General features: G+C 64.1%; 28 protein-coding genes. 2 read left to right on the top strand and 26 right to left on the bottom strand.

The features are described 5' to 3' along the window. Window positions 1-25: 25 nt before the first annotated feature. Window positions 26-832 (bottom strand): class II aldolase/adducin family protein, encoded by an 807-nt coding sequence (locus ACV17W_RS00310; protein WP_462594472.1) that lies wholly within the window; start codon window positions 830-832, stop codon window positions 26-28. A gap of 166 nt (window positions 833-998) precedes the next feature. Here ACV17W_RS00310 and ACV17W_RS00305 point away from each other — a divergent pair, with 166 nt between their 5' ends. Continuing rightward, entirely contained in the window at window positions 999-1,874 is an 876-nt protein-coding gene (locus ACV17W_RS00305; protein WP_462594471.1) for a LysR family transcriptional regulator, read from the top strand. A 12-nt stretch (window positions 1,875-1,886) separates the two neighbouring features. On the opposite strand, the gene ACV17W_RS00300 is transcribed toward ACV17W_RS00305, so the two are convergent. From ACV17W_RS00300 to ACV17W_RS00290, 3 genes are all read right to left on the bottom strand, one after another. Beyond that, the gene (locus tag ACV17W_RS00300; RefSeq protein ID WP_462594470.1) at window positions 1,887-2,582 is read right to left on the bottom strand and encodes a GntR family transcriptional regulator; all 696 of its coding nucleotides are present in this window, start codon (window positions 2,580-2,582) and stop codon (window positions 1,887-1,889) included. A gap of 63 nt (window positions 2,583-2,645) precedes the next feature. Next, window positions 2,646-3,629: a Bug family tripartite tricarboxylate transporter substrate binding protein gene (locus tag ACV17W_RS00295; protein ID WP_462594469.1), complete on the bottom strand. Its 984-nt coding sequence runs from the start codon at window positions 3,627-3,629 to the stop codon at window positions 2,646-2,648. A 48-nt stretch (window positions 3,630-3,677) separates the two neighbouring features. Next, on the bottom strand, window positions 3,678-4,427 hold the full coding sequence (locus ACV17W_RS00290; RefSeq protein ID WP_462594468.1) for a class II aldolase/adducin family protein: 750 nt from the start codon (window positions 4,425-4,427) through the stop codon (window positions 3,678-3,680). A gap of 236 nt (window positions 4,428-4,663) precedes the next feature. Between ACV17W_RS00290 and ACV17W_RS00285 the strand changes: the two genes are divergently transcribed. Beyond that, window positions 4,664-5,494 (top strand): class I SAM-dependent methyltransferase, encoded by an 831-nt coding sequence (locus tag ACV17W_RS00285; RefSeq protein ID WP_462594467.1) that lies wholly within the window; start codon window positions 4,664-4,666, stop codon window positions 5,492-5,494. 182 nt (window positions 5,495-5,676) lie between these two features. Here ACV17W_RS00285 and ACV17W_RS00280 read toward each other — a convergent pair whose 3' ends face one another. From ACV17W_RS00280 to ACV17W_RS00175, 22 genes are all read right to left on the bottom strand, one after another. Continuing rightward, window positions 5,677-6,033, bottom strand: a complete 357-nt coding sequence (locus ACV17W_RS00280; protein WP_462594466.1) for a DUF192 domain-containing protein — start codon at window positions 6,031-6,033, stop codon at window positions 5,677-5,679. Then, window positions 6,030-6,905 carry a type II secretion system F family protein gene (locus tag ACV17W_RS00275; RefSeq protein ID WP_462594465.1) on the bottom strand — a complete coding sequence of 292 codons (876 nt, stop codon included), beginning with the start codon at window positions 6,903-6,905 and terminating at the stop codon, window positions 6,030-6,032. Before ACV17W_RS00275 ends, ACV17W_RS00280 begins: the two co-directional genes overlap by 4 nt. 8 nt (window positions 6,906-6,913) lie before the next feature. Beyond that, window positions 6,914-7,759, bottom strand: coding sequence for a type II secretion system F family protein (locus ACV17W_RS00270; RefSeq protein ID WP_462594464.1), 846 nt, complete (start codon window positions 7,757-7,759; stop codon window positions 6,914-6,916). Then, window positions 7,756-9,426, bottom strand: coding sequence for an ATPase, T2SS/T4P/T4SS family (locus tag ACV17W_RS00265; protein ID WP_462594463.1), 1,671 nt, complete (start codon window positions 9,424-9,426; stop codon window positions 7,756-7,758). Before ACV17W_RS00265 ends, ACV17W_RS00270 begins: the two co-directional genes overlap by 4 nt. Then, a complete protein-coding gene (locus ACV17W_RS00260; protein WP_462594462.1) occupies window positions 9,423-10,790 on the bottom strand; it encodes a type II and III secretion system protein family protein in 1,368 nt (455 codons plus the stop codon). The genes ACV17W_RS00265 and ACV17W_RS00260 overlap by 4 nt, the downstream gene beginning before the upstream one ends. Next, entirely contained in the window at window positions 10,787-11,632 is an 846-nt protein-coding gene (gene cpaB, locus ACV17W_RS00255; protein ID WP_462594461.1) for a Flp pilus assembly protein CpaB, read from the bottom strand. The genes ACV17W_RS00260 and cpaB overlap by 4 nt, the downstream gene beginning before the upstream one ends. Beyond that, complete coding sequence (locus tag ACV17W_RS00250) at window positions 11,629-12,336, bottom strand: hypothetical protein (RefSeq protein WP_462594460.1); 708 nt, start codon at window positions 12,334-12,336, stop codon at window positions 11,629-11,631. Before ACV17W_RS00250 ends, cpaB begins: the two co-directional genes overlap by 4 nt. A 3-nt stretch (window positions 12,337-12,339) precedes the next feature. Next, window positions 12,340-12,969, bottom strand: coding sequence for a hypothetical protein (locus ACV17W_RS00245; RefSeq protein ID WP_462594459.1), 630 nt, complete (start codon window positions 12,967-12,969; stop codon window positions 12,340-12,342). Continuing rightward, on the bottom strand, window positions 12,966-14,375 hold the full coding sequence (locus ACV17W_RS00240; RefSeq protein WP_462594458.1) for a hypothetical protein: 1,410 nt from the start codon (window positions 14,373-14,375) through the stop codon (window positions 12,966-12,968). The genes ACV17W_RS00245 and ACV17W_RS00240 overlap by 4 nt, the downstream gene beginning before the upstream one ends. Beyond that, window positions 14,372-14,629, bottom strand: coding sequence for a hypothetical protein (locus ACV17W_RS00235; RefSeq protein ID WP_462594457.1), 258 nt, complete (start codon window positions 14,627-14,629; stop codon window positions 14,372-14,374). Before ACV17W_RS00235 ends, ACV17W_RS00240 begins: the two co-directional genes overlap by 4 nt. A 181-nt stretch (window positions 14,630-14,810) precedes the next feature. Continuing rightward, window positions 14,811-14,927: an entericidin A/B family lipoprotein gene (locus ACV17W_RS00230; protein ID WP_462596412.1), complete on the bottom strand. Its 117-nt coding sequence runs from the start codon at window positions 14,925-14,927 to the stop codon at window positions 14,811-14,813. A gap of 45 nt (window positions 14,928-14,972) precedes the next feature. After that, window positions 14,973-15,668, bottom strand: coding sequence for a fumarylacetoacetate hydrolase family protein (locus ACV17W_RS00225; RefSeq protein ID WP_462594456.1), 696 nt, complete (start codon window positions 15,666-15,668; stop codon window positions 14,973-14,975). Window positions 15,669-15,756: 88 nt separating this feature from the next. Continuing rightward, window positions 15,757-16,287 carry an inorganic diphosphatase gene (gene ppa / locus ACV17W_RS00220; protein WP_462594455.1) on the bottom strand — a complete coding sequence of 177 codons (531 nt, stop codon included), beginning with the start codon at window positions 16,285-16,287 and terminating at the stop codon, window positions 15,757-15,759. A 3-nt stretch (window positions 16,288-16,290) separates the two neighbouring features. Further along, the gene (locus tag ACV17W_RS00215; RefSeq protein ID WP_462594454.1) at window positions 16,291-17,910 is read right to left on the bottom strand and encodes a heme biosynthesis HemY N-terminal domain-containing protein; all 1,620 of its coding nucleotides are present in this window, start codon (window positions 17,908-17,910) and stop codon (window positions 16,291-16,293) included. 3 nt (window positions 17,911-17,913) lie between these two features. Continuing rightward, window positions 17,914-19,122 carry a uroporphyrinogen-III C-methyltransferase gene (locus ACV17W_RS00210; protein ID WP_462594452.1) on the bottom strand — a complete coding sequence of 403 codons (1,209 nt, stop codon included), beginning with the start codon at window positions 19,120-19,122 and terminating at the stop codon, window positions 17,914-17,916. A 38-nt stretch (window positions 19,123-19,160) separates the two neighbouring features. Further along, window positions 19,161-19,952: a uroporphyrinogen-III synthase gene (locus tag ACV17W_RS00205; protein WP_462594451.1), complete on the bottom strand. Its 792-nt coding sequence runs from the start codon at window positions 19,950-19,952 to the stop codon at window positions 19,161-19,163. Window positions 19,953-19,998: 46 nt separating this feature from the next. Continuing rightward, on the bottom strand, window positions 19,999-20,943 hold the full coding sequence (hemC, locus tag ACV17W_RS00200) for a hydroxymethylbilane synthase (protein WP_462594450.1): 945 nt from the start codon (window positions 20,941-20,943) through the stop codon (window positions 19,999-20,001). A 108-nt stretch (window positions 20,944-21,051) separates the two neighbouring features. Further along, a complete protein-coding gene (locus ACV17W_RS00195) occupies window positions 21,052-21,771 on the bottom strand; it encodes a TerC family protein (protein ID WP_462594449.1) in 720 nt (239 codons plus the stop codon). Between the two features lie 107 nt (window positions 21,772-21,878). After that, entirely contained in the window at window positions 21,879-22,586 is a 708-nt protein-coding gene (locus tag ACV17W_RS00190; RefSeq protein WP_462594448.1) for a TerC family protein, read from the bottom strand. 219 nt (window positions 22,587-22,805) lie between these two features. Next, window positions 22,806-23,687 (bottom strand): succinate--CoA ligase subunit alpha, encoded by an 882-nt coding sequence (sucD, locus tag ACV17W_RS00185; protein WP_462594447.1) that lies wholly within the window; start codon window positions 23,685-23,687, stop codon window positions 22,806-22,808. 18 nt (window positions 23,688-23,705) lie between these two features. Then, on the bottom strand, window positions 23,706-24,866 hold the full coding sequence (sucC, locus tag ACV17W_RS00180) for an ADP-forming succinate--CoA ligase subunit beta (protein WP_462594446.1): 1,161 nt from the start codon (window positions 24,864-24,866) through the stop codon (window positions 23,706-23,708). A 10-nt stretch (window positions 24,867-24,876) separates the two neighbouring features. Next, the gene (locus tag ACV17W_RS00175) at window positions 24,877-25,479 is read right to left on the bottom strand and encodes a DUF2889 domain-containing protein (protein WP_462594445.1); all 603 of its coding nucleotides are present in this window, start codon (window positions 25,477-25,479) and stop codon (window positions 24,877-24,879) included. Window positions 25,480-25,924: the final 445 nt, after the last annotated feature.

Genomic DNA, 25,924 nt, shown 5'->3' with positions numbered 1-25,924 from the left:
GTACGGGCCGCGCTGGCCCTGTCTTTTAAAGCAGGCAGTCCGGCTGCTCGCGCACGATGGTGTCGTAGATCGGCTGGAAGTGCAGCCATGCCATGAACGGCGTGGCAAGGTGCTTCTTGGAATGCAGCGCCGCCTCGCGGCTGATGAGCTTCAGTGGCTTGCCGGTGGCTTCAGCCTTGAGCTGGATTTCGCAGGCGCGTTCGGCCGCGATGAACCACCAGGCGGCTTCTTCCACCGACTCGCGACCGGCCGAGAACAAACCGTGATTCTGGTGGATGGCGATCTTGGCATTGCCGAAAGCTCGCGCCACCGCGTGGCCCTTGTCATTCTCTACCACGACCGCGCCGGCTTCTTCGGTGATCAGCGCCTGGTCTTCATAAAAGCCGCAGGCGGTCTGCGTAATGGGATCCAGCGGCCGGCCCAGCGCGGCCCAGGCCATGCCGTGCGTGGTATGCGCATGGCACGACGCCACCACGTGAGGGTTCGCGCCATGAATGGCGGAATGCAGCACAAAGCCGGCGCGATTGACGGCCCACCGCCCTTCAAGCACGGTACCCGCATGGTCGACCAGCAACATGTCGCTGGCGCGTACACGGCCGAAGTCCATGGCAAAGGGGTTCGTCCAGTACAGATTCGAATGCTCGGGGTCGCGCACGGTGACGTGTCCGGCGAAGCCGTATTCGTAGCCGAATTTGGCAAACACGCGGCAGACGGCGGCCAGGCGCTGGCGGCGGTGCCAGCGTTCAGCCTCGACCGATTCAAACTTGGGATATTTGGGGAAGTACAGGTTTTCCTGGCTGGGACGGTAAACCGTATCCGGCGTCTGGGACATGGGCGCTCCTGGTTATAGGTCAACGGTACGGCTGCGCGCCGGCCCATGCAAAGCGCGGACGCAGCCTGTATATCGTGCGGCGATTCTAGGCACTGGACTAACATGGCAGCCAATCACATAAACACTGCCGGCCATAAGACCGGTTTATGGAGTGCCCTTTCCCGCCATGCTCGCCCGCATCCAACTGCGCCACCTCGAGGCTTTCCATGCCGTCATGGTGTCCGGCTCGATCACCGGCGCCGCCAATCTGCTGCACGTGACCCAGCCCGCCGTCAGCGCCACCATCAAACACTTCGAGCAGCGCCTGGGTTTCACCCTGTTCACGCGACAGGGCGGCCGATTGATCCCCACACCAGAGGCCCGCGCCCTGTTGCCCGAGGTGCAGGATATTTTTGGCCGCGTGGCGGGTCTGGAACGCTTCAGTCAGGACCTCGCCGAAGGCCTGCAGGGCTCCTTGTCGATCGCCGCCAGCTCGCCGATAGCCAATGCCTGGCTGGCGCAGGCCGTGGCCCAATTCGCCAGGACGCGTCCCAACGTGCGCCTTACGTTGCAGTCGATGGATTCGAATCTGATCACCGAGCGGCTGATCAACGAACAGGTCGACCTGGGCCTGTCTTTCTCCGCCGGCGAACATGCCGCCATCCAGTCACTGCCCCTTCGGTCGGCCGAACTCAGTTGCATCCTGCCGCAGGACCACACTCTGGCCGCGCGCGAGCAGATCGCCGTCGACGATCTGCTGCCCTACCCGATCATCACCTATGTGCCCCAGGCACTGCTGCGCCACCACTTGAATGCTTTCCTGCAGCGCCCGCTCAATATCCAGATCGAGGTGGCAACCTCAATGACGGGCATCGTGCTGGCATTCCACGGCGCGGGCATCGCGCTGGTGGAATCGGGCCTGTTGGCGGCGCTGCCGGTGCCCGGACTGACCGCGCGACCGCTGGTCCCACAGATACAGGTTCGCAGTCACGTGCTCTGGAGCAACCTGCGCCCGCAGACGGCGCTGTGCCGCAGCTTCATCCAGCATCTGACCGACGCCTGACGCCCGGCCCCCCTAGCCGGCGAGGCGGGGGCCGGCGCCGGACATGTAGATCTTGGCGTAGGCCTCTTTGATGAACGCGCTGATCTGCTCTTGCCGGCGATTGATATGCTTTTCCAGCAACACGGCACATTGCTCGGCGTCGCGCCGCTTCAGCGCGTCGGCGATGGCATGGTGGTCGGCTGGCACGCCATGGCGCTTGTCGCCCATGTCGATGTCGATCCAGCGCACGAAGCGTGTACGGGCGTTGATATTCCCCAGCACCTGCTGCATGACGGCGTTGCCCGACATCGCCATGAGCTTCAGATGGAACGCCTCGTCCAGTTCGGCCAGCTCCTGTGTGGACAGGCCTGCCGAACCGGGGGTCGTGCGTTCCAGAAACCCCAGCAAGTCATCGATTTCGGCGTCGGTGGCCCGCGTGACGGCCAGGCGCGCCGCGCCAGTTTCCATGACCTTGCGCATCTCGTACAACGAGAATATTTCCTGCACATCGAGATCGCGGCAGAAGAACCCCTTGCCGGGCAAGGCAGTAAGCAGGCCTTCGGTGTTCAGGCGATTGAGCGCCTCGCGCAGGGGAGTACGACTGACGCCCAGGCGGCGTGACAGCTCGCCCTCGTTGAGCCGCTCGCCCGGCTTGAACTGATACGACACCGCCATGGCCTTGATCTGGTCATAGACGCGGTCGACGATACTGTCCGCTGTGAGTTCCACCCGACCTCCACAAAACCGGGGCACGGCGTGCCCCGGACGTTCCGCGCAGTATAGCGGCCCCCCTTATTCGGCGGCGATACCGGCGCGGTCGGCCACGTCCTTCCATTTGGCGATGTCGTCCTGGATCTGCCCGGCGAAATCTTGAGGCGTGCTGGCCACCGGGTCGACGCCCAGCCGAGCCAGCACGGCCTTGCCCTTGTCAGAGCCGGCGAACGCGGCCACGCCCGCCTGGATCTTGTCGACCACGGCCTGGGGCGTCCCGGCGGGCGCCACCACGCCATACCAGAAGGCTGCATCGAACCCCGGCACCCCGGCCTGCGCGAAAGTGGGCGTATCAGGCAGCAGGTCCGTCTTACGGGTCACTGCCAGGCCGTGCAGTTTGCCGCTCTTGATGTACTCGGCCGAAGCAACCGGATTGTCAAAGAACGCCTTGACCACTCCGCTCATCAAGTCTGTGTAGACCTGCGATGACCCCTTATAAGGCACGTGCATCATGTCGACTTGCTGCTCGAGCTTGAACAGTTCCGAAATCAGGTAGCCCAGGGTCGTCTGGCCGACCGACGCGTATTCGACCTTGCCCGGATGCTGCTTCAGGTAGTCCAGGAATGACTTCATGTCTTTCGCGGGGAAATCCGGTGTCAGCACCAGCACATAGCCCGTTCGCCCGATTTCGGACACCGGCACGAAGTCTTTCAGAGGGTGATACGGCGTGTCCTTCCTCAGGATATGCGACGTGACGTGCGTGCTGGACGTAGCCAGGCCCAGGGTATGACCGTCCGCAGTGGAGCCCGCCACCTGGTTCGCCCCCAGCGTGCCGCCGGCACCGGGCTTGTTTTCGACAATGACCGGCTGGCCCAGCGTCGTGCTGAGCGATTCAGCGATGGCGCGGCCCACCATATCCGTGCCACCGCCCGCGGGAAACGGCACCACCAGCTTGATGGGCCGCGCGGGCCAGTTCTCGGCAGCTTGGGCCATGCCGGTAAATGCGGTGGCACAGCACAGCGAGGCAGCGCACAGACGTTTGAAGCGCTTCAAGAATGCGGGCATGGGTGATCTCCGTAAGCTCTGGATGGCGCGGGCGCGCCTATTGGGTTGTCAGTTTTTCTTTTGGGCCACTGCCTTGGGGTACACCACGCTATCGCCGCGCGAGTACATCCATTCCATGTCCTCCTGCGACAGGTATTCCGGACGCGTTTTGTGCAGGCCGGACAGCGTCTCGACGATGATGTTGCGCTTGACCTCGGACACCAGCACATTGGTGCGGTGATAGCACTCGGACACGGTTCGCCCCAGCACCGTGAAGCCATGGCGGCGCATGATGATGCAGTTCGTGTTGGCGATGAAGGTCTTGATGGGTGCGACGTCTTCTTCCACGTTCAGATGTGCCGGCAAGTAATGCGCGGGCTTCTGCATCAAGTAGGAAAACGTCAACGAGGTGCTGCGTATTTCTTCAAAACCCGCCGCCAGGAAGGCGATGGTTTCGTCATGATGCAGGTGAATGACGCAGTTCACGTCGGGCCGCAACCGCAGGATCTCGCGATTCATCTGGTGTCCCACCGTCGTCGGGCGCTCGCCGTAAATGATGCGGCCATCCGGGATGTCGGTAATGACCAGGTCGTCCATGGTCATCTCTTCGAGCGAGACTGCCGACGGCTTGGCGTATGCCACGCCGTCGGGGTAATCGGGATGAGGCACCCGGATGACCATGCCGCCCAGCGAACTCTGCACGTAGCCGCGGGCGACCAGCATGCCTGCGTACTTCAGATAGGTTTGACCCACGGCCGGGTCGAACTGAACGGCAGGGTCGGGGGTGATTTCGTTGACGCGACTGGAAGACTCGGACATGGGGCCTCGCTGATTGGGATGCCGGGTACGCGAACCTCACGCCCCGACCAGGCGATTATGATCAAAATTCTGATCTGTATACAGATTAAAATACTATATACATCAATCGTTTGGATATATCCGGGTTTTCCCGGGCCGACATGTGCGAGGCGCGATCGCGGCAAGCGTGCGCCGGGCGCGAATGGTTAATCCGTAAAATAGGTGGTTTCTTTCCGGCCAGCGTGGCCCGCCCTTCTGTGTCCTCTCTTCCCGACCTCCGCCCCGGGCAGTCGATTGAACTGCTGAAAGAACTGCATATCCTCACGCGGGATGGCAAGCTCAATCAGGACAGCCGGCGCAAGCTCAAGCAGGTGTACCACCTGTTCCAGTTCATCGAACCGCTGCTGCAGCAGGTCAAGACGCAGCGTGGCGCAGTGACGCTGGTGGATCACGGCGCCGGAAAGTCGTACCTGGGATTCATTCTGTATGACCTGTACTTCAAGGCGCTGAAAGACGAATCGCACGTTTATGGCATCGAGACGCGTCCGGAACTCGTCGCGTCCTCGCAAGCCTTGGCGGCTCGGCTGGGCTTTGGCGGAATGTCATTCCTGAACCTGTCAGTGGCGGAATCCATCACTTCGAATCAGCTGCCCCCGCGGGTCGACGTGGTGACAGCCCTGCACGCTTGCAATACCGCCACCGACGACGCGTTGCGATTCGCCCTGGAAAAACAGGCCGCCCACATCGTCGTCGTGCCGTGCTGCCAGGCCGAGGTGGCTGCGGTGTTACGCCAGAACAAGTCGCGCGCGCTGGCCGACCCGCTAGCCGAGATCTGGCGTCACCCCTTGCACACGCGGGAATTCGGCAGCCAGATCACCAACGTACTGCGCTGCCTGCAATTGGAAGCCCATGGGTATCAGGTCACGGTGACTGAACTGGTCGGCTGGGAACATTCAATGAAAAATGAACTCATCATTGCCCAGTACAAAGACCTGCCCCGCCGCAAGCCGGCGCAGCGCCTGAACGAAATCCTGGACCGAATCGGACTGCAGGCGTTGCGAGACCGATTCTTCGTACCCGCGTCGTAGACACGCCGCTGCGCTTCCGGACGTCGCCCCCACACCTGCGGTCACACGCCCCGGGTAGCTCGTTGCAGACCGAACCAGCCACGGCCGTTCAATACGGACACTACGGTTCCGCGGCGGGCTGCCAACCACCGTGCAAAGGCGGGGCGATCACAACGGACGTGCAGACTCGCCGTCGCCGGACGTCAACGTCGCGCTCGACACAAGGCGGCTTGCAACTTGCGCCGATAGCGCAATGGCGTATCCGTGGTATTGACAGCCAGCTCGATGACCGATCGTGCCCCAGGGCAGTACAGCATGCGCCCCGGCGCCACATGCCGATCCACTCGCAGCACACGCCCGTGCGCCCCAACGAACGCCACATCGATGGGATAGCGCATGCCCCAAGTGTGAATCGCGACGCACGGCGACAGCCACAAGCCGGTCCGGGCGCAAGGCGGCGCCGGCCTGCAGAGCAGGCCCAGCATGCGCCCGCGCAAACCCTGCGCCAAGCGCAGGCGGAAGCGCCTGCGGGGCAAGGCCCTGGGAGGATGAGAGGTCATTGCAGAGCCTGCCACAACTGCACCGCAATCGGAAAAGCCAGCACGATGAAGGTGCACGGAAAGATGCAGCCTATCAGGGGAAGCAGCATTTTCACGGGCGCTTCCATGGCCAACTTTTCCGCACGCTGGTAGCGATCGGTACGGCATTGCGCAGCGTGGCCCCGGAGCACCGCCCCCAGACTCATGCCGAGGCTGTCCGCCTGATTGAGGGCCGCCGTCCAGCTGCGTATCGAGGGGATGCAGGCTCGTTCGGCCAGGGCCGTCAGCGCCTGCGCGCGCGGCATCCCCGCACGCATGTCAGACAAGGCATGCGCCAACTCTGACTGTAGCGGTCCGGGGGGGCCGTGTTGCTCTGCTTGCTGGAGCGCGCCCTGCAAACCCAGCCCCGATTCCACACACAAGGTCATCATGTCGAGTACGAACGGCAGATCGCGCGCGATGCGCAAGCGCCGGGCGCTGACGCGTTGCCGCAGCCATGCCGCAGGCCAGCCGGCCAGGAGGATCGCGCCTGCCATGCCCGCCAGGGTGGCTGCGGCAATCGAGCCGCCCAGGGCTGCGGCAGCCGCCACCCCTGCAAGCATGCCAACTGCCCCGGCGCCGGCCAGCACCGCGCAAGCATGCGACGCCGTGAAAGCCGGTGGCGTGCCGGCCTGCGCCAGCCATCGGGCCAGGTTGGCGCGCTGCCGCCACGCAAGCATATTCGCGCAGGCGGGCGCCATGGCGTCAAGCCATGGCCAGCAAATGCGCCACATCCATGGCATGCTCGACGGCAACGACAAGACGTGCGCACCGTTCAGAACGGGACGCACCGCCAGCCAGATTAGTGCAGCGCCCGCAGCGCCTGCCAACAGGATCGAAAAGGAAGAAAGCATGGCCGAATTCAGATATCAATGTCGACGATACGGCGGATGAGCAATACGCCCCCCGCCTCCAGCCCCGCCACCAGTACCAGGACGGCCCAGCCCACAGGGGTATGCCACAGCATTTCCATCGCCTGGGGCTCCAGGCGGTCCAGCACCCACATCAGCAACAAGGGCAAGGCTCCCACGATCCAGGCCTGCAGCCGGCCCTGTGCCGTCAAGGACCGGACCTTGCCCTGCAACTGCAGACGATCTCTCAGCGTGCTCGCAATACCATCAAGAGTTTCTGCAAGATTGCCCCCTGTATGCGAGGCGACGGCCATCGCGGCCACGACCAGGGACGACGCCTCGGTGGGCACCCGCTGCCCCAGATGATGCAAGGCCGCATCGAACGACACGCCGAGCCGCTGTTCTCGCAGCATCAGTCCGAATTCCTGGGCCAATGGCGCTTCGCTGTGATCGACGATGTGTCGCAATGCGGTGGACAGTCCCACTCCGGCACGCAGTGCCGCCGCCAACGCCAGAAGCGCTCCTGGCAACTGCTGCTCGAACTTGGCCAGCCGGCGCTGGCGCAAGCGGCCGATCAGTTGCCGTGGCGCCCGCGACGCCAGCACGCCGGCCACCGCCCCCAGCACAAGGCTGTCGCTGGCTACCCACGCGGCCAGGCCCGCCGAGGCGGCCAGCAATACCGAACCCAGCCATAGCTGGCCGGGGTCGATGAACAGGAATACCTCGCTGAGCTTGATGCCGGCATCCTGGGTGTATACCTTTCGGTATCGCTGCATTGCCGGGCCGAACCATGCCTGCATGCGCCATGCCAGCAGCGCCGCGCATGCCATCGACATGACGATCGCTAGCCAGATCATGCGCCCATCCCCGGCGACAACCCGGCTCCAGTCCCGCAGAACAGGCTCGCGTCGAACGCCACGCCAGCCTCTCGCCATTCGTCGGCGAAGCTGGGCTGCAGGCCGCAAGCCTGAAACCCCAGGCTAGCGTGAAAGCGGAACAGCTCCTGAACCTGGATTCGTCCGCTTTCAAGGCCTGTGATCTCGACGATCGAGGTCGCCACACGGCGCCCGTCCGACAGACGAGCCTGCTGCACAATGATGTCGATACTGGCACCAATGTGCTCTCGCACGACGCTCAAGGGCAAATCCATGCCTGCCATCAATACCATCGCTTCGAGCCGACCCAGCGCGTCGCGCGGGGAATTGGCGTGCAGCGTGGTGAGCGACCCTTCATGACCGGTATTCATTGCCGTGAGCATATCGAACGCTTCCGCGCCTCGGCATTCGCCCACGACGATGCGGTCGGGCCGCATGCGCAGCGCGTTGCGCACCAGGTCGCGGATATCGATGCGGCCGCGATTCTCGAGATTCGCTGGGCGCGCTTCCAGCGCGACCAGGTGGCCATGATCAAGGCGCAATTCGGCAGCGTCTTCAATGGTGACGATGCGCTCGCCCTCGGGAATGCCATTCGAAAGAATGTTGAGCAATGTGGTCTTGCCGGAGCCGGTGCCCCCGGACACGACGACATTCTTGCGGCTGCGCACGCAGAGATACAGGAATTCGGCCATGGCCGGTGCGATCGAGCCCGCCTGGATCAAATCGGCCATGCGTGGCCGCCGCAAGGGAAACTTGCGGATGGTCAGGCTGGCCCCCTTCAGGGCAACGGGGGGAATGACGGCATTCACGCGTGATCCGTCGGGCAAGCGAGCATCGACCATGGGCGCACTTTCATCAATGCGGCGTCCCACGGGGGCGACGATGCGCTCGATGACCCAACGCACGGACTGCTCACTGGTGAATACCGCATCATGGCGCTGCAGGCGGCCGCCGCATTCGACGTAGATTTCGTCGTGGCGGTTGACCATGATCTCGCTGATGGCCGGATCGGCCAGCAAGAGCTCCAGCGGCCCCAGGCCGACCGCCTCATCAAGCACATCTCGACACAGCGCGGCGCGATCCACGTGTGACGGTATGCCGGTGTCTTCGGCAGCGATGCCGTCGAGCAATTGCTGTGCTTCGTTGCGCAACAGGGTATCGCTCATGTTCGCCACGTCGCGCCGACGCAAGTCCAGCGCCTGCAGCAATGCGGCGTGCAGCCTGCGCCGATGAGGCAGCAAGGCCAGCGCCCCGGGGGCGCGTTCAACCCGCTCAGGATCAGGCTCGGCCGCGGCGGGTACGGTCTGTGAGTCGATCCTGGCGGGATCGGCGACCTGGTCATGGTCAAGCTCTGCGCCGACGAGCCGAATCCGCAGTCGGCAAGGCCCGATGACCACATCATCTTCCGGCGTCAACGGCCGATGCACTGCGATGCGGTGGCCATTGACAAACGTACCGCCGAGCGACCCCAGATCTTCGAGTTCGAGCACCTGCCCGTGCCGCACCAGTCGGGCGTGGGCCTTTGCAACTCGCCAGTTTGCAATACGCAACCCGCACTGCGTGCCTTTGCCGATCAGCAGTGGATCAGTGGCCACGACGGATTGTTGCTGCCCGTCCTCGAAGTTCATGTTGATGCGTAGTGTGTTCATTCGGCAGAGAAATGCAGGTTGGAACCGGCGGCCGGCCGCCATTGTGAGCCAGGCCCCATATAGGCTCCCCAGTCAGGGTCACCTGGCCCGGGAGCCGCTGTACCCAGCGGGGGCGCCTCGGGAAAGGCCTGCTTCAGCACATGACGACCACGCTGCACGCGCATGGCAAGTTCAGCGTGATCTTGTGATACGACGCGCGGCGTCACGAATATGGCCAATTCGGTTTCCTTGCGCTGATCGCGCTGCGACGAGAACAGCGGCCCCAGCAATGGGATGTGTTGCAGCAGCGGCAGGCCCGTGCGTTCCTCTGAACGCTCTCGCGAAAGAAAACCGCCTAGGACCAGGGTCTGACCAGAGCGCACGTTGAACTCGGTGGCGGCCCGGCGGGTACGCAAAGCAGGCCCGCCTGCCACGCTGAGCGAGGTATCGACGGAGCTGGCCTCGACCTCGATACGGGAACGGATGGCGCCATTGCGGTCGATGCGAGGGGTGATGTTCAACGACACCCCATACGGCTTGAACTCGGTAACAGTATTTCCTTGCGCATCGGTGGTGCTGTAGGGCACCTCTCCCCCAGCCAGGAATGAGGCTGTCGTTCCACTGCGTGCCAGCAGCTGAGGTTGAGCGAGCATCACCGCTTCACCGCTTTGCGCCATGGCGGCAATACGCGCCGAGATCAATGCGTTGACACCGAAATAACCGCCCGCCCCGAGCCCCTGCATCAGCAATGGCGCCGGCGCCGCGTCTGTCAGTTGCACTGCCGAGGCGGGCCGCCACACGCCCCCGGCGTGCAGCCCGCCTTGCGACGTGGCGTCCCATTGCAATCCGAACTCCCGCAATCGGACGCTGGGCAACTCTACGACCTGCACGTCCAGCAGCACCATGCTGTCCCAGCCTACTTGCCCCGTGAAATCCAGAATGCGTGGATATCGCTGCGCCAGCGCCGCAACCCGCGTCCGATCATCGTCGGCAAGATCGTCACCTTCGAGCACGATATTGCCCCCAACCACCGTGCTTCTTACATTGGGAATGTGCCGCAACAGCGCCTGAACCTCATCCTGCATCAGGGCCCAGCCTGCCGGCCTGACCTGTACTTCATACGAGGCGCCGACACCCGTTGGGGTCCAGATATGTACTGATGACGCGCCTTCCTGTCGCGCAAACAGCACCACTTCACGGCCGTCAACCGATACCGCGCTGATCACCTGCCCGTTGCCGACTGCCACGCGCGTTACTTTGGCATGGCGCAGCACCTGGGTCTGGCCCACCTCGAGTGTGAGCTGGGCCGGCTCGGCTAACGCGGCGCCGGGGATGAGTGACCACGCCGCCCACAGGCATCGCGCCCACCGGTGTAAGGGTCTCATGGTTCACCTCGGGCGTTGCGGGCAGGAATCTCCCGATCGTCCTGCGACTGGGGCGCGGCCTCGGCGTCGAGTCGATCGCCATACAGTACCGGCACCGCACGAGGCATAGCCGGCTGATGGGCATCGATGCCCATCAGCGCCGCCAGATCACCCGTCGCTGAGTCCGGCTGTGCCTCGCCGTCTCCGCGGTGCCGCAGGATCGCGGTCAAGGTCCCACTGTGCCGAGCTGCCACCAGCTTGACGGCGTCGCGGGCCGGGGCATCGAGCGTGATGGTGGAAGCGGCGTCGGCATTGTTGCCCATCGCAAGCACGCGCACGCCCTGCAAGAGCGGTGCGGTCAGGTGCTGACCGCGATGCACGAATGACACATACAGGTCGATGAGGTCCCCCGGCTGCAGCAGCCCGGATACGGCGTTGACCTCCCCCGCAGGAAGCGTGACGGCACGCCTGCCCGTCGCGACCAGGTCAGAGATCGGCGTTTCCGGCTGCTCCGCCGTCAGGTGCACATCAAGCAGCGCATCGCCCTGCTTGATGTCGTTGATCAGCATCGTGCCGATGACATGGTCTGCTGCACCGGGATCGAAGGTGCCATTGGGCACCCAGGGCACGGGGATGCCTCGTACCGCCAGATGGGCGGGCTGAAGGCGCGTGCCGGCTGGGAGATCGCTGGCCGCGACCAGACGGTCGACCGTCGCCACTTCCGCTTCGCGCTCGATCTCTCGAACCCGCGCCTGGATATGCTCACGCGCGGCCCACGCGGCCATCAAACCCGCGGCCAGCGCAAAGGCATAGACTCCATACGCGCGCACGCGCGGCAGGTATGCATATAACGCCTGTTTCATGGTGTGCTTTTCTCGTGTAGCTGCAACAGGAGGCCACTCCCGCCGTCAATGGCGGCGTAGGTGACGCCCAGCGTAGTGCCGCCTCGGTGCCACTGCCCGGTGTCGATGTCAGCGGCAAGGACCCGCCATCCATGCCGGAGCAAACCCTGCTCGGTAGACTTGCGGGCCTGCGCCAGCGGCATCGGCAGAGTCCAGATTTGCTGACGCGTGCGCAGATTGGCGTCAAGTTCGCTGAAGTCCATGCGCAACTGCGCCGGCGAAGGCAGCCAGTCCGGTGGCAGGGCCCCTCTTGCATGCCGGGCGCTCGCGGGATCGAGGGAGGTCACGGTACCGCGCGTCCGCCGGGGGCTCGCGGCCTCCAGAGTCACCAGCCAGAGATTCGTTTCGGCCTGGCCTGACAGCACGACCCAACCGGGGTAAATACCCAGGTCGGACAGCGCGGGATACCTGGCCGTCAGCGCCGCCACGGCGCGGTCTACCGGCAAAGGAATCTCGATCAGGCGTATGTCCACCGGCATGCCGAACAGACGCATGTTCTTGCCTAGCACGGCCTGCGTGCTCCCGGACGGCAAGTCCAGGGCTTCGGGCATGGTAGGCGCGGCCGCGAACGCCCCCGCGCTGATCAGCACCGCGGCGACTGCCAGCAGCGGCAGCCCGACCCGCCGTGCGCCTGGATATCGTGAAGAACGCTTCAGAGGATTCATGGCTCAGCGCCCTACGCGAAGGGGAGCCAGATCGGCCCAATTGGCAATCCAATCGGTCGACCACGCACCTCTTCCCCACGGAGCATCTACGGGCTGCATGCGACGATACAGCGCCCGCGCGGCCTGCTGCGATCGTTGGGCCGCGAGACGCCAACCGCTGTCGGACAGCGGCAGACGTTCCGCGGCGGCGGCGGCGCCATGCGCATGCCCGGCGCTGCGCATCAGAACGGTGTGACGCTGCACAGGCAAGCGCCAGGCGGGTTCATCGCGCCGCACGAAGGGGATCGCAGGCGGCGCATACACGCGCGCAAATCCGCGGTGCAAATGCGGATCGGCTTGCAGCCAATCGCGTGCCAGAGCAATGACCTGCGTGTTGCCTGCCTGCCTATGAGCGTCGGTGTGCGCGCTGATTTCGGTCGTGATCGCCGCAGCTGGCCATGGCGCCGTGTCAGGCTGGCCGCGCGCAGCGGCGAAGGCGGCGTGCCGGCCAAGTTGCGCAGCGTGCAGGCCACGCAACTGTGTGGTTCCTACCGCTGCCATGCCGTGCATCAGCACGCCCAACGCGGCCAAGGCGAGCAGCGCTTCCCACAGGGCCTGGCCGCGCATCGCATGACGCAAACGCCCACGGTTCATAACAGTGCCTCATATCTGGCCTGCCTTGGCACCGTACCCAGCCGCGCCTGCCAATAAGGGCGGAACAAGCCTGCCAGCTCGCCTGCCCCGCCAGTTGAAGGTAGCGCGAAATAGGTCTCGGCCGCGCTGTATACCGTGACAGCCTCGACGGCCCGAAGCGCGGAATAAGCGAAGCGTCCGGTGGGCGCACGCACCTGGCTGTTTGCCTCAGTGGTGCTCAGCGCATCAGCCCGTTGGCGAACCTGGATGGCGAACCGCAAAGGTTGACCGTCCAGTGTGTTGGCGAGCTCATGGTATGTCGGCAGTCCCTGGCTTGCCCATCGTTGCGCGCCTGCAATTGCATGCGAGTTGGCCATGGGGTTTGCGCGCCCAGAAAAGATGTCCCATGATGTGTGCTCGTGCACCCAGCGCCAGAAGTCTTGCTGCGAGAAGTCTGAAGGGGGCTTGTCGATGAATTCGTCTGAACTTACCGATGCATCGCCGCCCTGCCCCCAGCCCATTGCGTATTCCCGGTAGTAGCAGCCGATCCAGCGATTCGAACGCAGCGCGTGGTAGGAAAGCGTATCTTGGGCACCCCAACGCCCGTCCGCGCCCAGCCAGGTGCCGCCGCGCCGGCGAAGCTCATGGCGGCGCGTCGGGCAACGGCGTTGCACGATCCAGGCGCTGTGACGGGTCAGCGTTCGAGGCCGCAGAAAATCGTATCGGCTGGCGGCCAGTTCCACCATGCCTCGTAGATGAGTAGGACTATTGCCCTCGTGCCTAAGGACCGCCGCCGCCGCGACATCCGGCGTTTCGGCAAGTTGCAAGGGAGGCGACTGCTTGGCGGCTCGCTCGCCGTATGGCGGATAGAACTCCGGATAATTGGCATGCAACACTCGCAGCATGGTCTGCCCCCGGACGTCGGGCAGGTGTTCGACCGCCGACGCCGACGCCCTCTGCAGCACCTGATGCACGGCCTGGTCGTGCTGCTGGAAGGCGCTGGCCAGTTCGGGCAGTGCATCGCCCGTGGCCGTGGCGCGCGTGTATGCCAAGCCGAGTGATGGACCGAACAAGGCGCCGATCAGAGAAGCTGGCGGGTTGTCACGAGTGCGCTGGCCGGCCTGCGCTTGCCCGAACTGAGCCCAGGATGCCAGCGTGACCAGATGCGCCATGGCAACTTGATGGGCCACCTGAGCACGATTGATGTATGCCAGCAAGTTCAAGGTGCGCGCCTGCGCAAGCGCTCCGCTGTAGGCGGCCGCATCCGCAGCATGTGTGAGGCGCACGCGCGCCGCGGCCGTCTGACCCACGTTGTACAAAGCCACGAACGCCAACCCGCTTGCGGCGACCACCGCAAGCGCAATAGGCAACGCCTGCCCTGACTGCCGCCTGGCCGCGCATGACATGCCCCACGCAAGCCGTGTCATTTGGCGTTGCCCGTGAAGGACTTCAACGTGCGCGCCTTGGTCTGCGCGGCTGCCTTGCCCGCCGCGGACTGGGCGGCGCGAGATTCGGTGCTGCCATCTTCACCGGCCAGCTCCCGAGCCATTGCCGCCGTCTGGGAACGCACCACTTGACCGAACAGCTGGTATACCGCAATGGCGGCAACGGCAATCAATGCCACCACTATGATGTACTCGGTCATGCCTTGGCCGCGTTGGCGGATAGCGCTTCGGACCATATCAAGCCCCTTTTCAATGAACAGAGGCTGTAGTCTGTATTGGCCGCGAAACGGCGCCTATTCGCAAATACCGAGGTGGACGGAATGCGCACCCGCGAATGCGGCATCACGACGCCGGAAAATGACAACGGCCCCCGCAGGGGCCGCCGTGGCACTACTGATGTACGGTGGTGGCCGTGGCTTACCGTTCGGCAGCGGCGGTAATGGCACTGCCGGCGCGGGACATGTCTTTACCCATACCGGCCACCGTATTGCAGCCTTGCAGCACGACGCCGAAAATTATCAGCGCCGACAGCATGACTCTTCCACGCATGATTCATGCTCCCTTACTGTGCAGACGGGTTCAGGCAATGCGCACGCGCAGTTCGCCCAGGCCATCCACCCCGCCTACCAGGACATCACCTTGAACCACGGCCCCCACCCCCTCCGGCGTACCGGTGAAGATCAGGTCGCCGGCTTTCAGTTCGAAAAGGCCGGACAGGTAGGCGATGCTTTCGGGAATGTTCCAGATCATCTGGGAAATGTCGCTGGCTTGCTTGCGCTCGCCGTTGACCTCGAGCCAAATGGCACCTCGCTCGAGGGTACCCGTTGCGCTGCGGGGATGAATGGGGCCCAACGGACCGGAATGGTCGAATGCCTTGCCGACCTCCCAGGGACGCCCCTGTTTCTTCGCTTCGCCTTGCAAGTCGCGGCGGGTCATGTCCAGGCCCAGGGCGTAGCCCCAGACGCAATCGGCGGCCTGCTCGACGGGAATGTCTTTGCCTCCCTTGCCAAGCACGACAACCAATTCCATCTCGTAATGAAGATTGCTGGTCTTGGGCGGGTACGGGATGCTGCCCGTCTCACCGTCGGCCACAGGCACCAAGGCGTCGGCAGGCTTGGAAAAAAAGAAAGGATCTTCACGGCCCGTGAAGCCCATTTCTTTGGCGTGCTCGGCGTAGTTGCGCCCCACGCAATACACGCGACGCGCGGGAAAGAGCGCGCTGCTTCCGGCAACCGGCAGCCCCACGGGCGGTGACGGAGGAAACACGTAGTCCATGTTCATTGACCTTGTTGATCTCGCGCCGGCCGTGCCGGCGCAATCCCGGGCGCTGCCACGCGGCACCGCCCCCGTTGCTTTTCGGGCTTCAGGCCTGCGAATACCGCTCCGCACTGCGCACGATTTCTTCCTGGGCGGCTTGCACGCCTTTCCAGCCTTTGACCTTCACCCACTTGCCCTTTTCGAGATCTTTGTAATGCTCGAAAAAGTGCTGGATGCGCTGGACGTCTTCGGCCGGCAGGTCTTCGTATGACTTGATGTTGCGATAAGGCGGGTAGAGCTTGTCAACGGGGACCGCCAGAAGCTTGGCGTCGCCGCCTGCCTCGTCGTCCATTTCGAGCACGCCCAGGGCGCGGCAGCGCACGACTGCGCCGACCTGGATGGGGAACGGCGTGACAACCAGCACGTCGGCCGGGTCGCCGTCATCGGACAAAGTCTGCGGGATGTAGCCGTAATTGCACGGATAGTGCATCGCGGTAAGCATGAAGCGATCGACGAATACTGCGCCGGTTTCTTTGTCGACTTCGTACTTCACCGGGTCGGCGTTCATCGGGATTTCGATGATGACATTGAAGTCATCCGGCAGGTTCTTGCCGGATGACACGCGATCGAGGCTCATGATTCAACCTTGCTTGTTTGGGAAAGAGTGATGGCTGTCGTCGCCCTGCTCGGACTGCGATTCCGATGGCTCGGCCGGCCTGGGCGTTGGCGTGCTGTAGGTGGGCACCGGCACCTCGAAGGCGCTTACCGGGATAGGTGCACTGTCGAAGTAGTCGTCGATATCGGCACTGGATCGTGCCGGTATGGCGGCAACCGGTTCAGGCGCCCCGGAGACCGACTCTTCACGGCCGGCAACCCGGGCGTCAGGGTCCAGTACGTAATCGGCAGGAACGGCGTCCGGTATCGGATCGGAAGAATAGGCGGCAGGACTGCCCACCAGGCTGGCGTCGGGCGGGTAAGCGGAATACTCGCCTTCGGCATCGATGTGCAGCGGATCGGATGCGGTTTCGGCCGCCGGCAAGGCGTGATCTGCCGCAAGGACAGGAAGCGCCATGCTGGCCGCTGTAGCCAGGCGCCAGTGCCGCACGGCATCGGCCGGACGATCGAGACGATCGTAGAGGCTTCCCAGCAGGGCATGGGTATGGGAATCGTTGCGGAAACCCAGGCTGCGCTGAAGATAGCGTTCGGCCTGCCCCCACAGCTGTCCATTCAGGCACAACATGCCCAGGGCGGCCAACAGGGTCGCATCAGCGGGGCGCTTCTGCAGCCAGGCTTCGGCCTTGGCCAGGCGGCGCGGCACTTGTTCGGCATCGCAGCGCGCATAGGCGGCCACCAGCGATGGCGTGAAATGGACGGGCACCGCCGCTTCGAGTATGCGGGCGGCCTCGGCAGGCTCGCCAGCGGCCTCGAACGCAGTGGCTCCGGCCAGGGCAATCTCGGGCAGCACCCGCTCATCGCTCTTCAGGTCTTTCCAGACCGGGCGCCAAGCGTCGGTGCCCGAGGCGGCGGCCGCCCGCAGCCTCGCGGCGCCCGCGGTATCGATCAGCGTTTCGGCCTCGGCCTTGGACAAGGCGTTGCGGCGCAGCAAGCCGCGCGCCAGCGTGAAGACGCGTTCGTGATGGCCCAACCCGGCCTCGGCGCGCAACAGGAGTCGCATGGTGTGCAGGTGCCGCGCCCCCCCCTCTTGCAGGGGCGCCAGCACCGTGAGCGCATCTTGCGCCCTGCCCTGGTCCAGCAGTTGATCGGCCGAAACAGTGGCAATCGCTTCCTGCAGACCCGCATTACCGTTCGCATGCTCACGAGCCGCTTCGAGCAGACGGTCGCGGCGTTCGAATTCTCCGAGGCCGTGCGCAGCGCGTGCGGCGGACAATGCGGCAAGCACGCGTCGGCTCGGCACCCGTGTCTGTTCGAGCAATTTGGTCAGGTCTTTTTCTGCAAGGGCGAAACGGCCTTCCAGCAGCTCAGTCCAACCACGTTCGAGCAGTTCGTGGTCGCGAGCCTGGGCTCGCTTGCCGCGCCATGCGCGCATGCGATCGGGGATGGCGAGCAGCCAGGCCAACACCCGCAACCCGACATACAAGGCTACGAACAAGCCCAGAATGAGCAGCACGGCGAGCGTCAGCGACAGCTCGATGCGCCATGGCCACACGAGCACCATCACGTTGCCGGCATGGCTGCGCAAGACGACGGCAAGCGCAACGGCGACGACAGCCAGCAACAGGGTCCAGAACCAGGTACGCATGCGTCAGTCCTGTTTTACGGTATCGTCGAAGCCGGCAGCGCGCAGCGCCGCCACGCCTGCCAGGCTGTCGCCGAGATCCGGCAGGCGCACGGCAATGTCGGTCTGGGCCAAGTCTTCAGCCAAGCGCAGCGCGGCCTGAGTGTCGGGAGAGCGGCCATCGTAGTAGGTGCGAAGCGCCTGCACGACGTTATCGAGTTCATTTTTCCAGATTTCCGACTGGCGCATCAGCATGGCAAGCTGCGCGGTCATCAGGCGCTGTCGCAGCGCGGCGCGCGCCTGGCCCGCCTGTTCGGCGGACAACATCAATGCCTCGGGCTGGTCGACGCGCTGAATGCTGATCAGGTCGCCCAGCTCGTGCGCCAGAGCGCTGCCTGCGCGGCCAGGCCAGGACGCCACCTCGGCGCGCCAGACCTGCCACCACGGTGCGTCGGCCGGCAAGCTCGATTTCGGGTCAGGCGTGGCAGGCGGCGAGGCAGGCTGTTCACGCGTGGCGGGCTCGTCGGGCCGCTGCGCGGATGCGGCAGCGTCAGGCACCAGCATCGGAGCCTTGGACACCAGACCCGCCAACCGATCGATGCGCCCGGACTGGCTGGCAATATCGATCGTCGCGACGGCACGCAGGCGGTCGATATCGCCATTGATGCTCTGCTGCAAACTGGCAAAGCGCGGCCTGTCGGCCTGGGCCAGTCGTGACTGAGCCGTTTCAAGCGCCACTATTGCGTTATTGACGTTGCCGCCCAGCCGCAACTGCTGGTTGGCCAGCACCAGCAGGCGTTCGATATCGTTGGCCAGCAACTCGTCACTGGCGCCGCCGCTGAGCGTCTCCCAGGCCTGCTGCAGATCGTCGTAGCGGCTCTTGACCTCCTGGGCCTGGCTCTGCAGTTCGGCCACGCGCCCTGCCTGTGCCTGAGCCAGGGCCAGCGCTTCGCGAGACTCTTTACGGCTCTGGGCCACCGACTGGGACAGCGAGTCGAGCCGCGCTGCGACTTCGCGCCCCGCAGTCTGGAATTGCTGTCGCTGCAGCCACAAGGCCCAGCCCAATCCCACGGCAAGCAACACCACGATGACAAGTGCCACCGTCAGGACGCCGACCGCGCCGGCGGGCTTTTTCGACGTGGCCCGGGCTGCGCCCGCTGACGGCGAGGCGGGCGAGGAGGCGCCCGGGGCTGCCGCGTTGGCGGCCGGTTCGGTAGCTGGAGTCTGGTCTGTCATAGACGCGATTGTATTCGGTGAAGAAGCAAAACTTCGATTCAAGCCGCAACAAAAGCGGCGAGGATCGCTTCATCAAGCGGCAAGCAGATTTTTACCATCGGGGCCGGCGCGTCGCCACCCGCGTCTTGCTGCAGCCGCCGGGCCAACGCGGGGTGCGTAACGACATAGCGCGCCGACTGCCACCAAGCCTGCAGCCCCTGCTGCCGGATGTGGCCCTGCACGGCGGATATTCCTTCGCCGCTGGTCAACAGCCACGTGGGCTGGGTGCCGTGGCGCGCCCATTCATGCAGTTGCTGGGCGGCATGCGGGGGCCAGGCCGCCGGTTGGCGCCGGTAGACGGCATGCCGCTGGACATGGACGCCGGCGGCTTCGAGCTGCTCTCCCAGCCAGTCTCGCCCCTGAGTGCCGCGCACCAGCAGTACACGCCGAGGTAGCGGCCCGTGGCTGCGAAGCTGAGCCCACAAGGCTTCGGAGTCATGGCTGGGCGCGGTTGGAGGGGGGTGCAGGACTGTTGTATCCACGCCAAAGAAGGGAATCGCACGCAAGGCCTGTGCGCTGGCGGGCCCGACCGTGGCGGCGAGGGTGGCCGAGGGCCACCCGGACAGCCCAGCCACGGTTTCAAGTTGAGCCAGGTACAGACGCGCGGCATTTCCGCTGACGAACACCACCAGATCGTAGTGTTGCGGCAAGGGCAGGCCGCCAGCCTCTATGGGGAGCGGAAGGATTTCGAGCGCTGGCAGTTCCAACGCCTGCCAGCCGGCCTGGCGCAGTGAAACCGCCAACGCATCGTTGCGGCCGTCGGGCCGGGTCAGGATGGCGATGCGCGGCATGGGCACTTTCTCAGTGGCCCCCTCTTCCAGCCCGCTGGCCGGGCGGCTACGAGGAAGCGGGCGGATCTTGCAGTTCGGCCAGGATGGCGTCGGCACCATTGGCAAGCAGGTCTTGCGCAGCAGCCTGGCCTACCGCCAGTGCCTGCGACGCCGGACCCGAGCGCTGGCTACGGATGACACGGGATCCGTCGGGCGACGCTACCAGCGCGCGCAGGGTGATGGTGTCGGCGTCCAGCTGCGCATAGGCTGCGAGAGGCACCTGGCAGGACCCTCCCAATACCTCTGACACCGCCCGTTCGGCTACGGTGCAGGCGGTGGTTCCAGCACAGGCCAGCGGAGCCAACCACTGCTTCATGTCGTTGCGGTCGTTGCGGATCTCGATGCCCAGCGCTCCCTGGCCAGCAGCCGGCAGGCTGTCTTCAGGCTCGAGCAAGGAGCGAATGCGCTCGCCCATGCCCAGGCGCTGCAGGCCGGCGGCAGCGAGCACGATGGCGGCGTATTCGCCGCGGTCGAGCTTGCCAAGGCGGGTGTCGAGGTTGCCGCGCAGCGGCTTCACAGCAAGATGCGGATAACGCTGGCGTATCTGAGATTCACGGCGCAGGCTGGACGTACCCACGACGGCACCCGCCGGCAAGTCGGCCAGCGAGGCATATGAACCCGAAACGAACGCATCCCGCGGATCGGCGCGTTCGAGCACGGTGCACAGCTCGAAGGGGGCCTGCAGATCGACCGGGACATCTTTCAGGGAATGCACGGCCAGGTCGGCTCGCCCGTCAAGGAGCGCGGTTTCGAGCTCTTTGACGAACAAGCCCTTGCCGCCCACCTTGGATAAGGTGCGATCGAGGATCTGGTCGCCCCGCGTGGTGAGCGTCAGCAATTCGACGGAACACGCGGGGTACAAAGCGCGCAAGCGGTCGCGCACATGCTCGGCTTGCCATAGGGCAAGCCGGCTGGCGCGGGTGGCGATGACGAGACGTTGCGGAACAGACACGAACGACGTCAGGCCAGACTTGCAAAGATGATCGACGCGACGAGGCCGGCGATGGCCAGCACGGTCAGGCCTTGCAACAGGCTCAGGCCCGACTCGGGGTTATCGGATTTACGCAGACTCATGAGCGGACTCCTTCGAGGCATTCTTGCGGGCGGCAAGCCAGCGACCCAGGACGATGACCAACAGAGCGCCGATGACTTCCGCGGCGATTTTAACCGTAGTCGGTTGCTCGCCCCATTGATTCACCACCACCACATCGGTAATCAGCATTCCACCGGCAATCCAGCCCAGCAGGCCCGCGCCGAAGGTGACGACCAGGGGGTAGCGGTCGATGAGTTTGAGCACCAGGGTACTGCCCCAGATGATGATGGGCACGCTGACGACAAGGCCAAAGATGACGAGGCCAAGCTGATGACCTGCGTGCGCATTCTGGGCCGCGCCGGCGATAGCGATGACGTTGTCCAGGCTCATGACGAAGTCCGCCACGATGATGGTCTTGATGGCCGAGACGATGGAAGTGCCGCCGCTGATGTTGCCGTGGGCGTCGTCTTCGGGAATCAGCAACTTCACGCCGATCCAGACCAGCAGCAGGCCGCCGACGATCTTGAGGAAAGGGATGGACAGTAAAGTGAGAGCAAAGGCGATGAGTACGACACGCAGGATGATGGCGCCGGCCGTGCCCCACAAAATGCCCTGCATGCGCTGCTTAGGTGCCAGGTTACGGCAGGCAAGCGCGATGACCACCGCGTTATCGCCACCCAGCAGGATGTCGATGAGAATGATCTGAAACACTGCCGCCCAACTCAGCGTCTGAAAAAACTCGAGCACTTTAGACCCCCAGGGGATTATTGATCAAAATAGAATGCGGCGCCGGCCGCGCACCAGCGCGGGCGGAGCTTTTTGCCCCGACCAGAGTGCGAACCTATTATTGTAGTTCAGCTTTCAGAAAGGCTCTTTTGCCTGGCGAGGAAAATTTTTCCTATCGCAAGCACCAGGATCGCCCCCAGGGCTCCCGCGACCAGCGCCAATTGATGCTCGGTCACTCCCAGCACGGTGTCGATCCGCACCACCGAATCGTGCAAGGCGGGATCGCCCACCAGGAGTTCTCCGGCAATGAATCCCAGAAGCGCGGCCCCCACCCAGACGATCACGGGGAAACGTTCGATCACCTTGAGCAACAGGGTACTGCCGAAGATCACCAGGGGAATGCTGATCGCCAGCCCGACCACCAGCAGCGTGGTGTTGCCCATGGCGGCCGCAGCCACGGCAACGACGTTATCCAGGCTCATGACCAGATCGGCGATCATAATGGTACGTATGGCCGTCCACAGACTGCCCTGCTGACCGCCTGAACCCTCGTCATCGCCTTCAGGCAACAGCAGGGACACGCCGATATAAACCAGCAGCAGTGCCCCGATGAGTTTCAACCAGGGGAGCAAGAGCAATTTTGCAGCGACCAGAGTGAGGACGATGCGCATGATGATCGCGGCGGCCGAGCCGACGACGATGGCCTTTCTTTGTTGCGTGGGAGGAAGCGAGCGTGCGACGAGCGCAATGACGACGGCGTTGTCGCCAGACAGCAGGATGTTGACCCAGACGATTTGAAGAAGAGCTATCCAGAATGCAGCGGAGTTAAGTTCCATTACTCTCTTTCCTAGTGATCCCCTAGGTGTGAAATATGGACGCACAGGCCGCTGTTGGTCGCGCGAGCAAAGCGGACGGCCAGTGCCGGGTGCATTGCCCCGGCGGTTTGTTGTGGACGCAAGCGGATACCGCTGCCATTATATTTGACTACGGCGCAAACGAGGCCCGCACGAAAAAGCCCGCCGTAGCGGGCTTTTCCGGGCTGGGCCGAGTCGAAATTACAGCACGGACTTCAGCAGCTTGCCCATTTCGGATGGGTTGCGCGTCGTGCGGATGCCGCAGGCTTCCATGACTTCGAGCTTGGCATCGGCCGTGTCCGCACCACCAGAGATGAGCGCGCCAGCGTGGCCCATGCGCTTGCCCGGAGGCGCCGTGACACCGGCGATGAAGCCGACCACGGGCTTCTTCATGTTGTCTTTGGCCCACTCGGCGGCGTTGACTTCATCGGGGCCCCCGATCTCGCCGATCATGATGACGGCATCCGTATCGGGATCGTCGTTGAACAGCTTGAGCACGTCGACGTGCTTCAGACCATTGATGGGGTCGCCGCCGATGCCCACGGCACTGGACTGCCCCAGTCCGAGCTCGGTGACTTGAGCCACGGCCTCGTAGGTCAGGGTGCCCGAACGGCTGACGATACCGATGCGGCCCTTGCGGTGAATGTGCCCGGGCATGATACCGATCTTGATTTCATCGGGGGTGATCAGGCCGGGGCAGTTCGGGCCCAGCAACAGCGTCTTGCTGTTCTTGGCCTTCATGCGGTTCTTGACTTCCAGCATGTCGCGTACGGGGATGCCTTCGGTAATGCAGATCACCAGATCGAGCTCGGCTTCCACGGCTTCCCAGATGGCGGCGGCGGCACCCACCGGCGGAACGTAGATGACCGACACGGTCGCGCCGGTCTGGGCCTTGGCATCTTTGACGCTGCCGAAGATGGGCACACCCTCGAAGTCCTCGCCGGCCTTCTTGGGATGCACACCGGCCACGAAGGCGGCCTTGCCATTGGCATACTCACGGCACATACGGGTATGGAACTGGCCCGTCTTGCCGGTGATGCCCTGGGTGATGACTTTAGTGTCCTTGTTGATCAAAATCGACATTTGTGAATCCTTGGCAATTTATTTGACGGCGGCTACGACGCGGGTGGCCGCTTCGGCCATGGTGTCGGCGCTGATAATGGGCAGCCCCGATTCGGCCAGCATTTTCTTGCCCAGTTCTTCGTTGGTGCCCTTCATGCGGACAACCAGCGGCACGTTGAGATTGACGGCCTTGCACGCTGCGATCACGCCTTCGGCGATGACGTCGCAACGCATGATGCCACCGAAGATGTTGACCAGGATGGCCTTCACCCCCTTGTTGGCGAGCATGATCTTGAAAGCTTCGGTCACCTTTTCGGCAGTGGCGCCACCCCCGACGTCGAGGAAGTTGGCCGGCTCGCCGCCGAACAGCTTGATGGTGTCCATGGTGGCCATGGCCAGACCGGCACCATTCACCAGGCAGCCGATGTTGCCGTCGAGCTGGATATAGGCCAGGTCGAACTTGCTGGCTTCGATTTCAGCCGGATCTTCTTCATCGAGATCGCGGTAGGCCACAACTTCGGGGTGGCGGAACAGCGCGTTCGAGTCGAAGTTGAACTTGGCGTCCAGGGCGATGATGTTGCCCTTGCTGTCGCAGTTCAGGGGATTGATTTCGACCAGGGACGCGTCGGTATCCATGTAGCACTTGTACAGCTTCTGGAACACGTCGGCGGCCTGGTCGGCCGAGCCGCCCGTCAGGCCGATGGACTCGGCGACTTGTTTGGCTTGTGCCACCGACAGGCCGGTCAGAGGGTCGATGTACTCGGTGATGATCTTTTCAGGGGTGGAGTGTGCCACCTCTTCGATGTCCATGCCGCCTTCGCTCGAAGCGATGATGGCGACCTTCTGCGTGGCCCGGTCGGTGACCAGCGACACGTAGTATTCCTTTTTGATGTCGGCGCCTTCTTCGATGTACAGGCGGCGCACCTTCTGGCCCTGGGGGCCTGTCTGGTGGGTGACCAGCTGCATGCCCAGGATTTCGGAGGCCAGCTTGCGCACGTCTTCGATGGAGCGGGCCAGTTTCACGCCACCACCCTTGCCACGGCCACCTGCGTGAATCTGCGCTTTCACGACCCATACCGGTCCACCCAGCTTTTCAGCGGCAGCCACGGCCTCATCGACTGAAAATGCGGGGATCCCGCGCGGCACCGGCACGCCAAATTGCTTCAGCAGTTCCTTGCCTTGATACTCGTGGATTTTCATGTGTTACCTGTCAGGACGAATGAGAAAGAGAGGGGGTGTCGGAGATCGCGCCCGTCGCCGCTTCAGCGCTATCCCCGGTGTACCACTTGGGATAGTGCTCAAGGACCACTGCGCCGTCGGTGCGCAAGGCATGACAGCCATTCAACTGGAATGGACGCTCGTCCGGATTGCTGTTCTGGCGCCGGCGGTTGGCCATGGTCTGCACCGCCGCGGTGGGCAGCACCTGCGACAGCTCGGTCATGTGGGTACAGCCCGCCACCTGACCGAAGCGCTCTTTGACCTGGCGCCGAAACCCCTTGAGCAGGTTCATGCCTACGAGCGCTTGATAAGAGTGCTCGATGGCGGTGCAGTGCTGTTCGTAGGGAGCCGCGTCGTAGGCTGCCTGGGCCGCCACAATGGTGAACCCCGCATCGATGGTGATGCGCAGGTGCATGTGGTGGATCGGGCGGCCTGCCTTGAAAATTTCGCCGTTTTGCTTGGGAAAGTCGTAGGCCTTGAGGTCGATGAGTTCAGCTTCGAGGTCCCAGAGGCCGTCGTCGCGCTCGTACGACTGCACGCGTATCGTGCGCGTATGCAGGGGTTGGCGAGAAACGTTGGACGGTGGCAAAGGCATGGAGGGGGCCTGCGCTTCAGGGGTCTTGACGCAAAGCAGCAAATCCTGAGGAGTATAACGCAGCCCCCGAACCCCGTCCCCGCCGCACGCCCGTCAGACAGCGGCGCCCGCCCGCCGCGCACCTCCCGGCACGCCTCCCCGGTCGGTGGGGCGCCGGTCGGTGGGTCGCCGGTCGGGTGGCTGGGTCGGTGGCCCCGGTCGGCCGGGTCAGGGGGCTGTGGAGTTCGCCGAGTGCCGGCTTTTCCCGCTTGCCTGGCTGCCCTGTCGACCGGGCTGGCCGCTTCAGCGAATTCCGCTTATTGCACTACTTCGCTGAGTGAGTGTAGGTTGGCACGGACGGCCGTGACCGGCCGGCTCGGGCGGACCGGCTCGGGCGGACCGGCTCTGGCGGACCGGACCGGCTCGCGCGGACCGCCCCGGCATGGCCCATACGGTTGCCCGGACC

The sequence above is a fragment of the Bordetella sp. MIP270_01_BMS genome (genome assembly GCF_054958705.1).
Note: the sequence above shows the minus strand (reverse complement) of the source record. Positions and strands in the feature narration are given on the sequence as shown.

Bases quoted from the DNA above. Each gene is read 5' to 3' on its own strand.
- ACV17W_RS00310 (WP_462594472.1), bottom strand. From the start codon at position 832: ATGTCCCAGACGCCGGATACGGTTTACCGTCCCAGCCAGGAAAACCTG.
- ACV17W_RS00305 (WP_462594471.1), top strand. From the start codon at position 999: ATGCTCGCCCGCATCCAACTGCGCCACCTCGAGGCTTTCCATGCCGTC.
- ACV17W_RS00295 (WP_462594469.1), bottom strand. From the start codon at position 3,629: ATGCCCGCATTCTTGAAGCGCTTCAAACGTCTGTGCGCTGCCTCGCTG.
- ACV17W_RS00290 (WP_462594468.1), bottom strand. From the start codon at position 4,427: ATGTCCGAGTCTTCCAGTCGCGTCAACGAAATCACCCCCGACCCTGCC.
- ACV17W_RS00280 (WP_462594466.1), bottom strand. From the start codon at position 6,033: ATGACCTCTCATCCTCCCAGGGCCTTGCCCCGCAGGCGCTTCCGCCTG.
- ACV17W_RS00275 (WP_462594465.1), bottom strand. From the start codon at position 6,905: ATGCTTTCTTCCTTTTCGATCCTGTTGGCAGGCGCTGCGGGCGCTGCA.
- ACV17W_RS00270 (WP_462594464.1), bottom strand. From the start codon at position 7,759: ATGATCTGGCTAGCGATCGTCATGTCGATGGCATGCGCGGCGCTGCTG.
- ACV17W_RS00265 (WP_462594463.1), bottom strand. From the start codon at position 9,426: ATGAACACACTACGCATCAACATGAACTTCGAGGACGGGCAGCAACAA.
- ACV17W_RS00260 (WP_462594462.1), bottom strand. From the start codon at position 10,790: ATGAGACCCTTACACCGGTGGGCGCGATGCCTGTGGGCGGCGTGGTCA.
- cpaB (WP_462594461.1), bottom strand. From the start codon at position 11,632: ATGAAACAGGCGTTATATGCATACCTGCCGCGCGTGCGCGCGTATGGA.
- ACV17W_RS00250 (WP_462594460.1), bottom strand. From the start codon at position 12,336: ATGAATCCTCTGAAGCGTTCTTCACGATATCCAGGCGCACGGCGGGTC.
- ACV17W_RS00245 (WP_462594459.1), bottom strand. From the start codon at position 12,969: ATGAACCGTGGGCGTTTGCGTCATGCGATGCGCGGCCAGGCCCTGTGG.
- ACV17W_RS00240 (WP_462594458.1), bottom strand. From the start codon at position 14,375: ATGACACGGCTTGCGTGGGGCATGTCATGCGCGGCCAGGCGGCAGTCA.
- ACV17W_RS00235 (WP_462594457.1), bottom strand. From the start codon at position 14,629: ATGGTCCGAAGCGCTATCCGCCAACGCGGCCAAGGCATGACCGAGTAC.
- ACV17W_RS00230 (WP_462596412.1), bottom strand. From the start codon at position 14,927: ATGCTGTCGGCGCTGATAATTTTCGGCGTCGTGCTGCAAGGCTGCAAT.
- ACV17W_RS00225 (WP_462594456.1), bottom strand. From the start codon at position 15,668: ATGGACTACGTGTTTCCTCCGTCACCGCCCGTGGGGCTGCCGGTTGCC.
- ppa (WP_462594455.1), bottom strand. From the start codon at position 16,287: ATGAGCCTCGATCGCGTGTCATCCGGCAAGAACCTGCCGGATGACTTC.
- ACV17W_RS00215 (WP_462594454.1), bottom strand. From the start codon at position 17,910: ATGCGTACCTGGTTCTGGACCCTGTTGCTGGCTGTCGTCGCCGTTGCG.
- ACV17W_RS00210 (WP_462594452.1), bottom strand. From the start codon at position 19,122: ATGACAGACCAGACTCCAGCTACCGAACCGGCCGCCAACGCGGCAGCC.
- ACV17W_RS00205 (WP_462594451.1), bottom strand. From the start codon at position 19,952: ATGCCGCGCATCGCCATCCTGACCCGGCCCGACGGCCGCAACGATGCG.
- ACV17W_RS00190 (WP_462594448.1), bottom strand. From the start codon at position 22,586: ATGGAACTTAACTCCGCTGCATTCTGGATAGCTCTTCTTCAAATCGTC.
- sucD (WP_462594447.1), bottom strand. From the start codon at position 23,687: ATGTCGATTTTGATCAACAAGGACACTAAAGTCATCACCCAGGGCATC.
- sucC (WP_462594446.1), bottom strand. From the start codon at position 24,866: ATGAAAATCCACGAGTATCAAGGCAAGGAACTGCTGAAGCAATTTGGC.
- ACV17W_RS00175 (WP_462594445.1), bottom strand. From the start codon at position 25,479: ATGCCTTTGCCACCGTCCAACGTTTCTCGCCAACCCCTGCATACGCGC.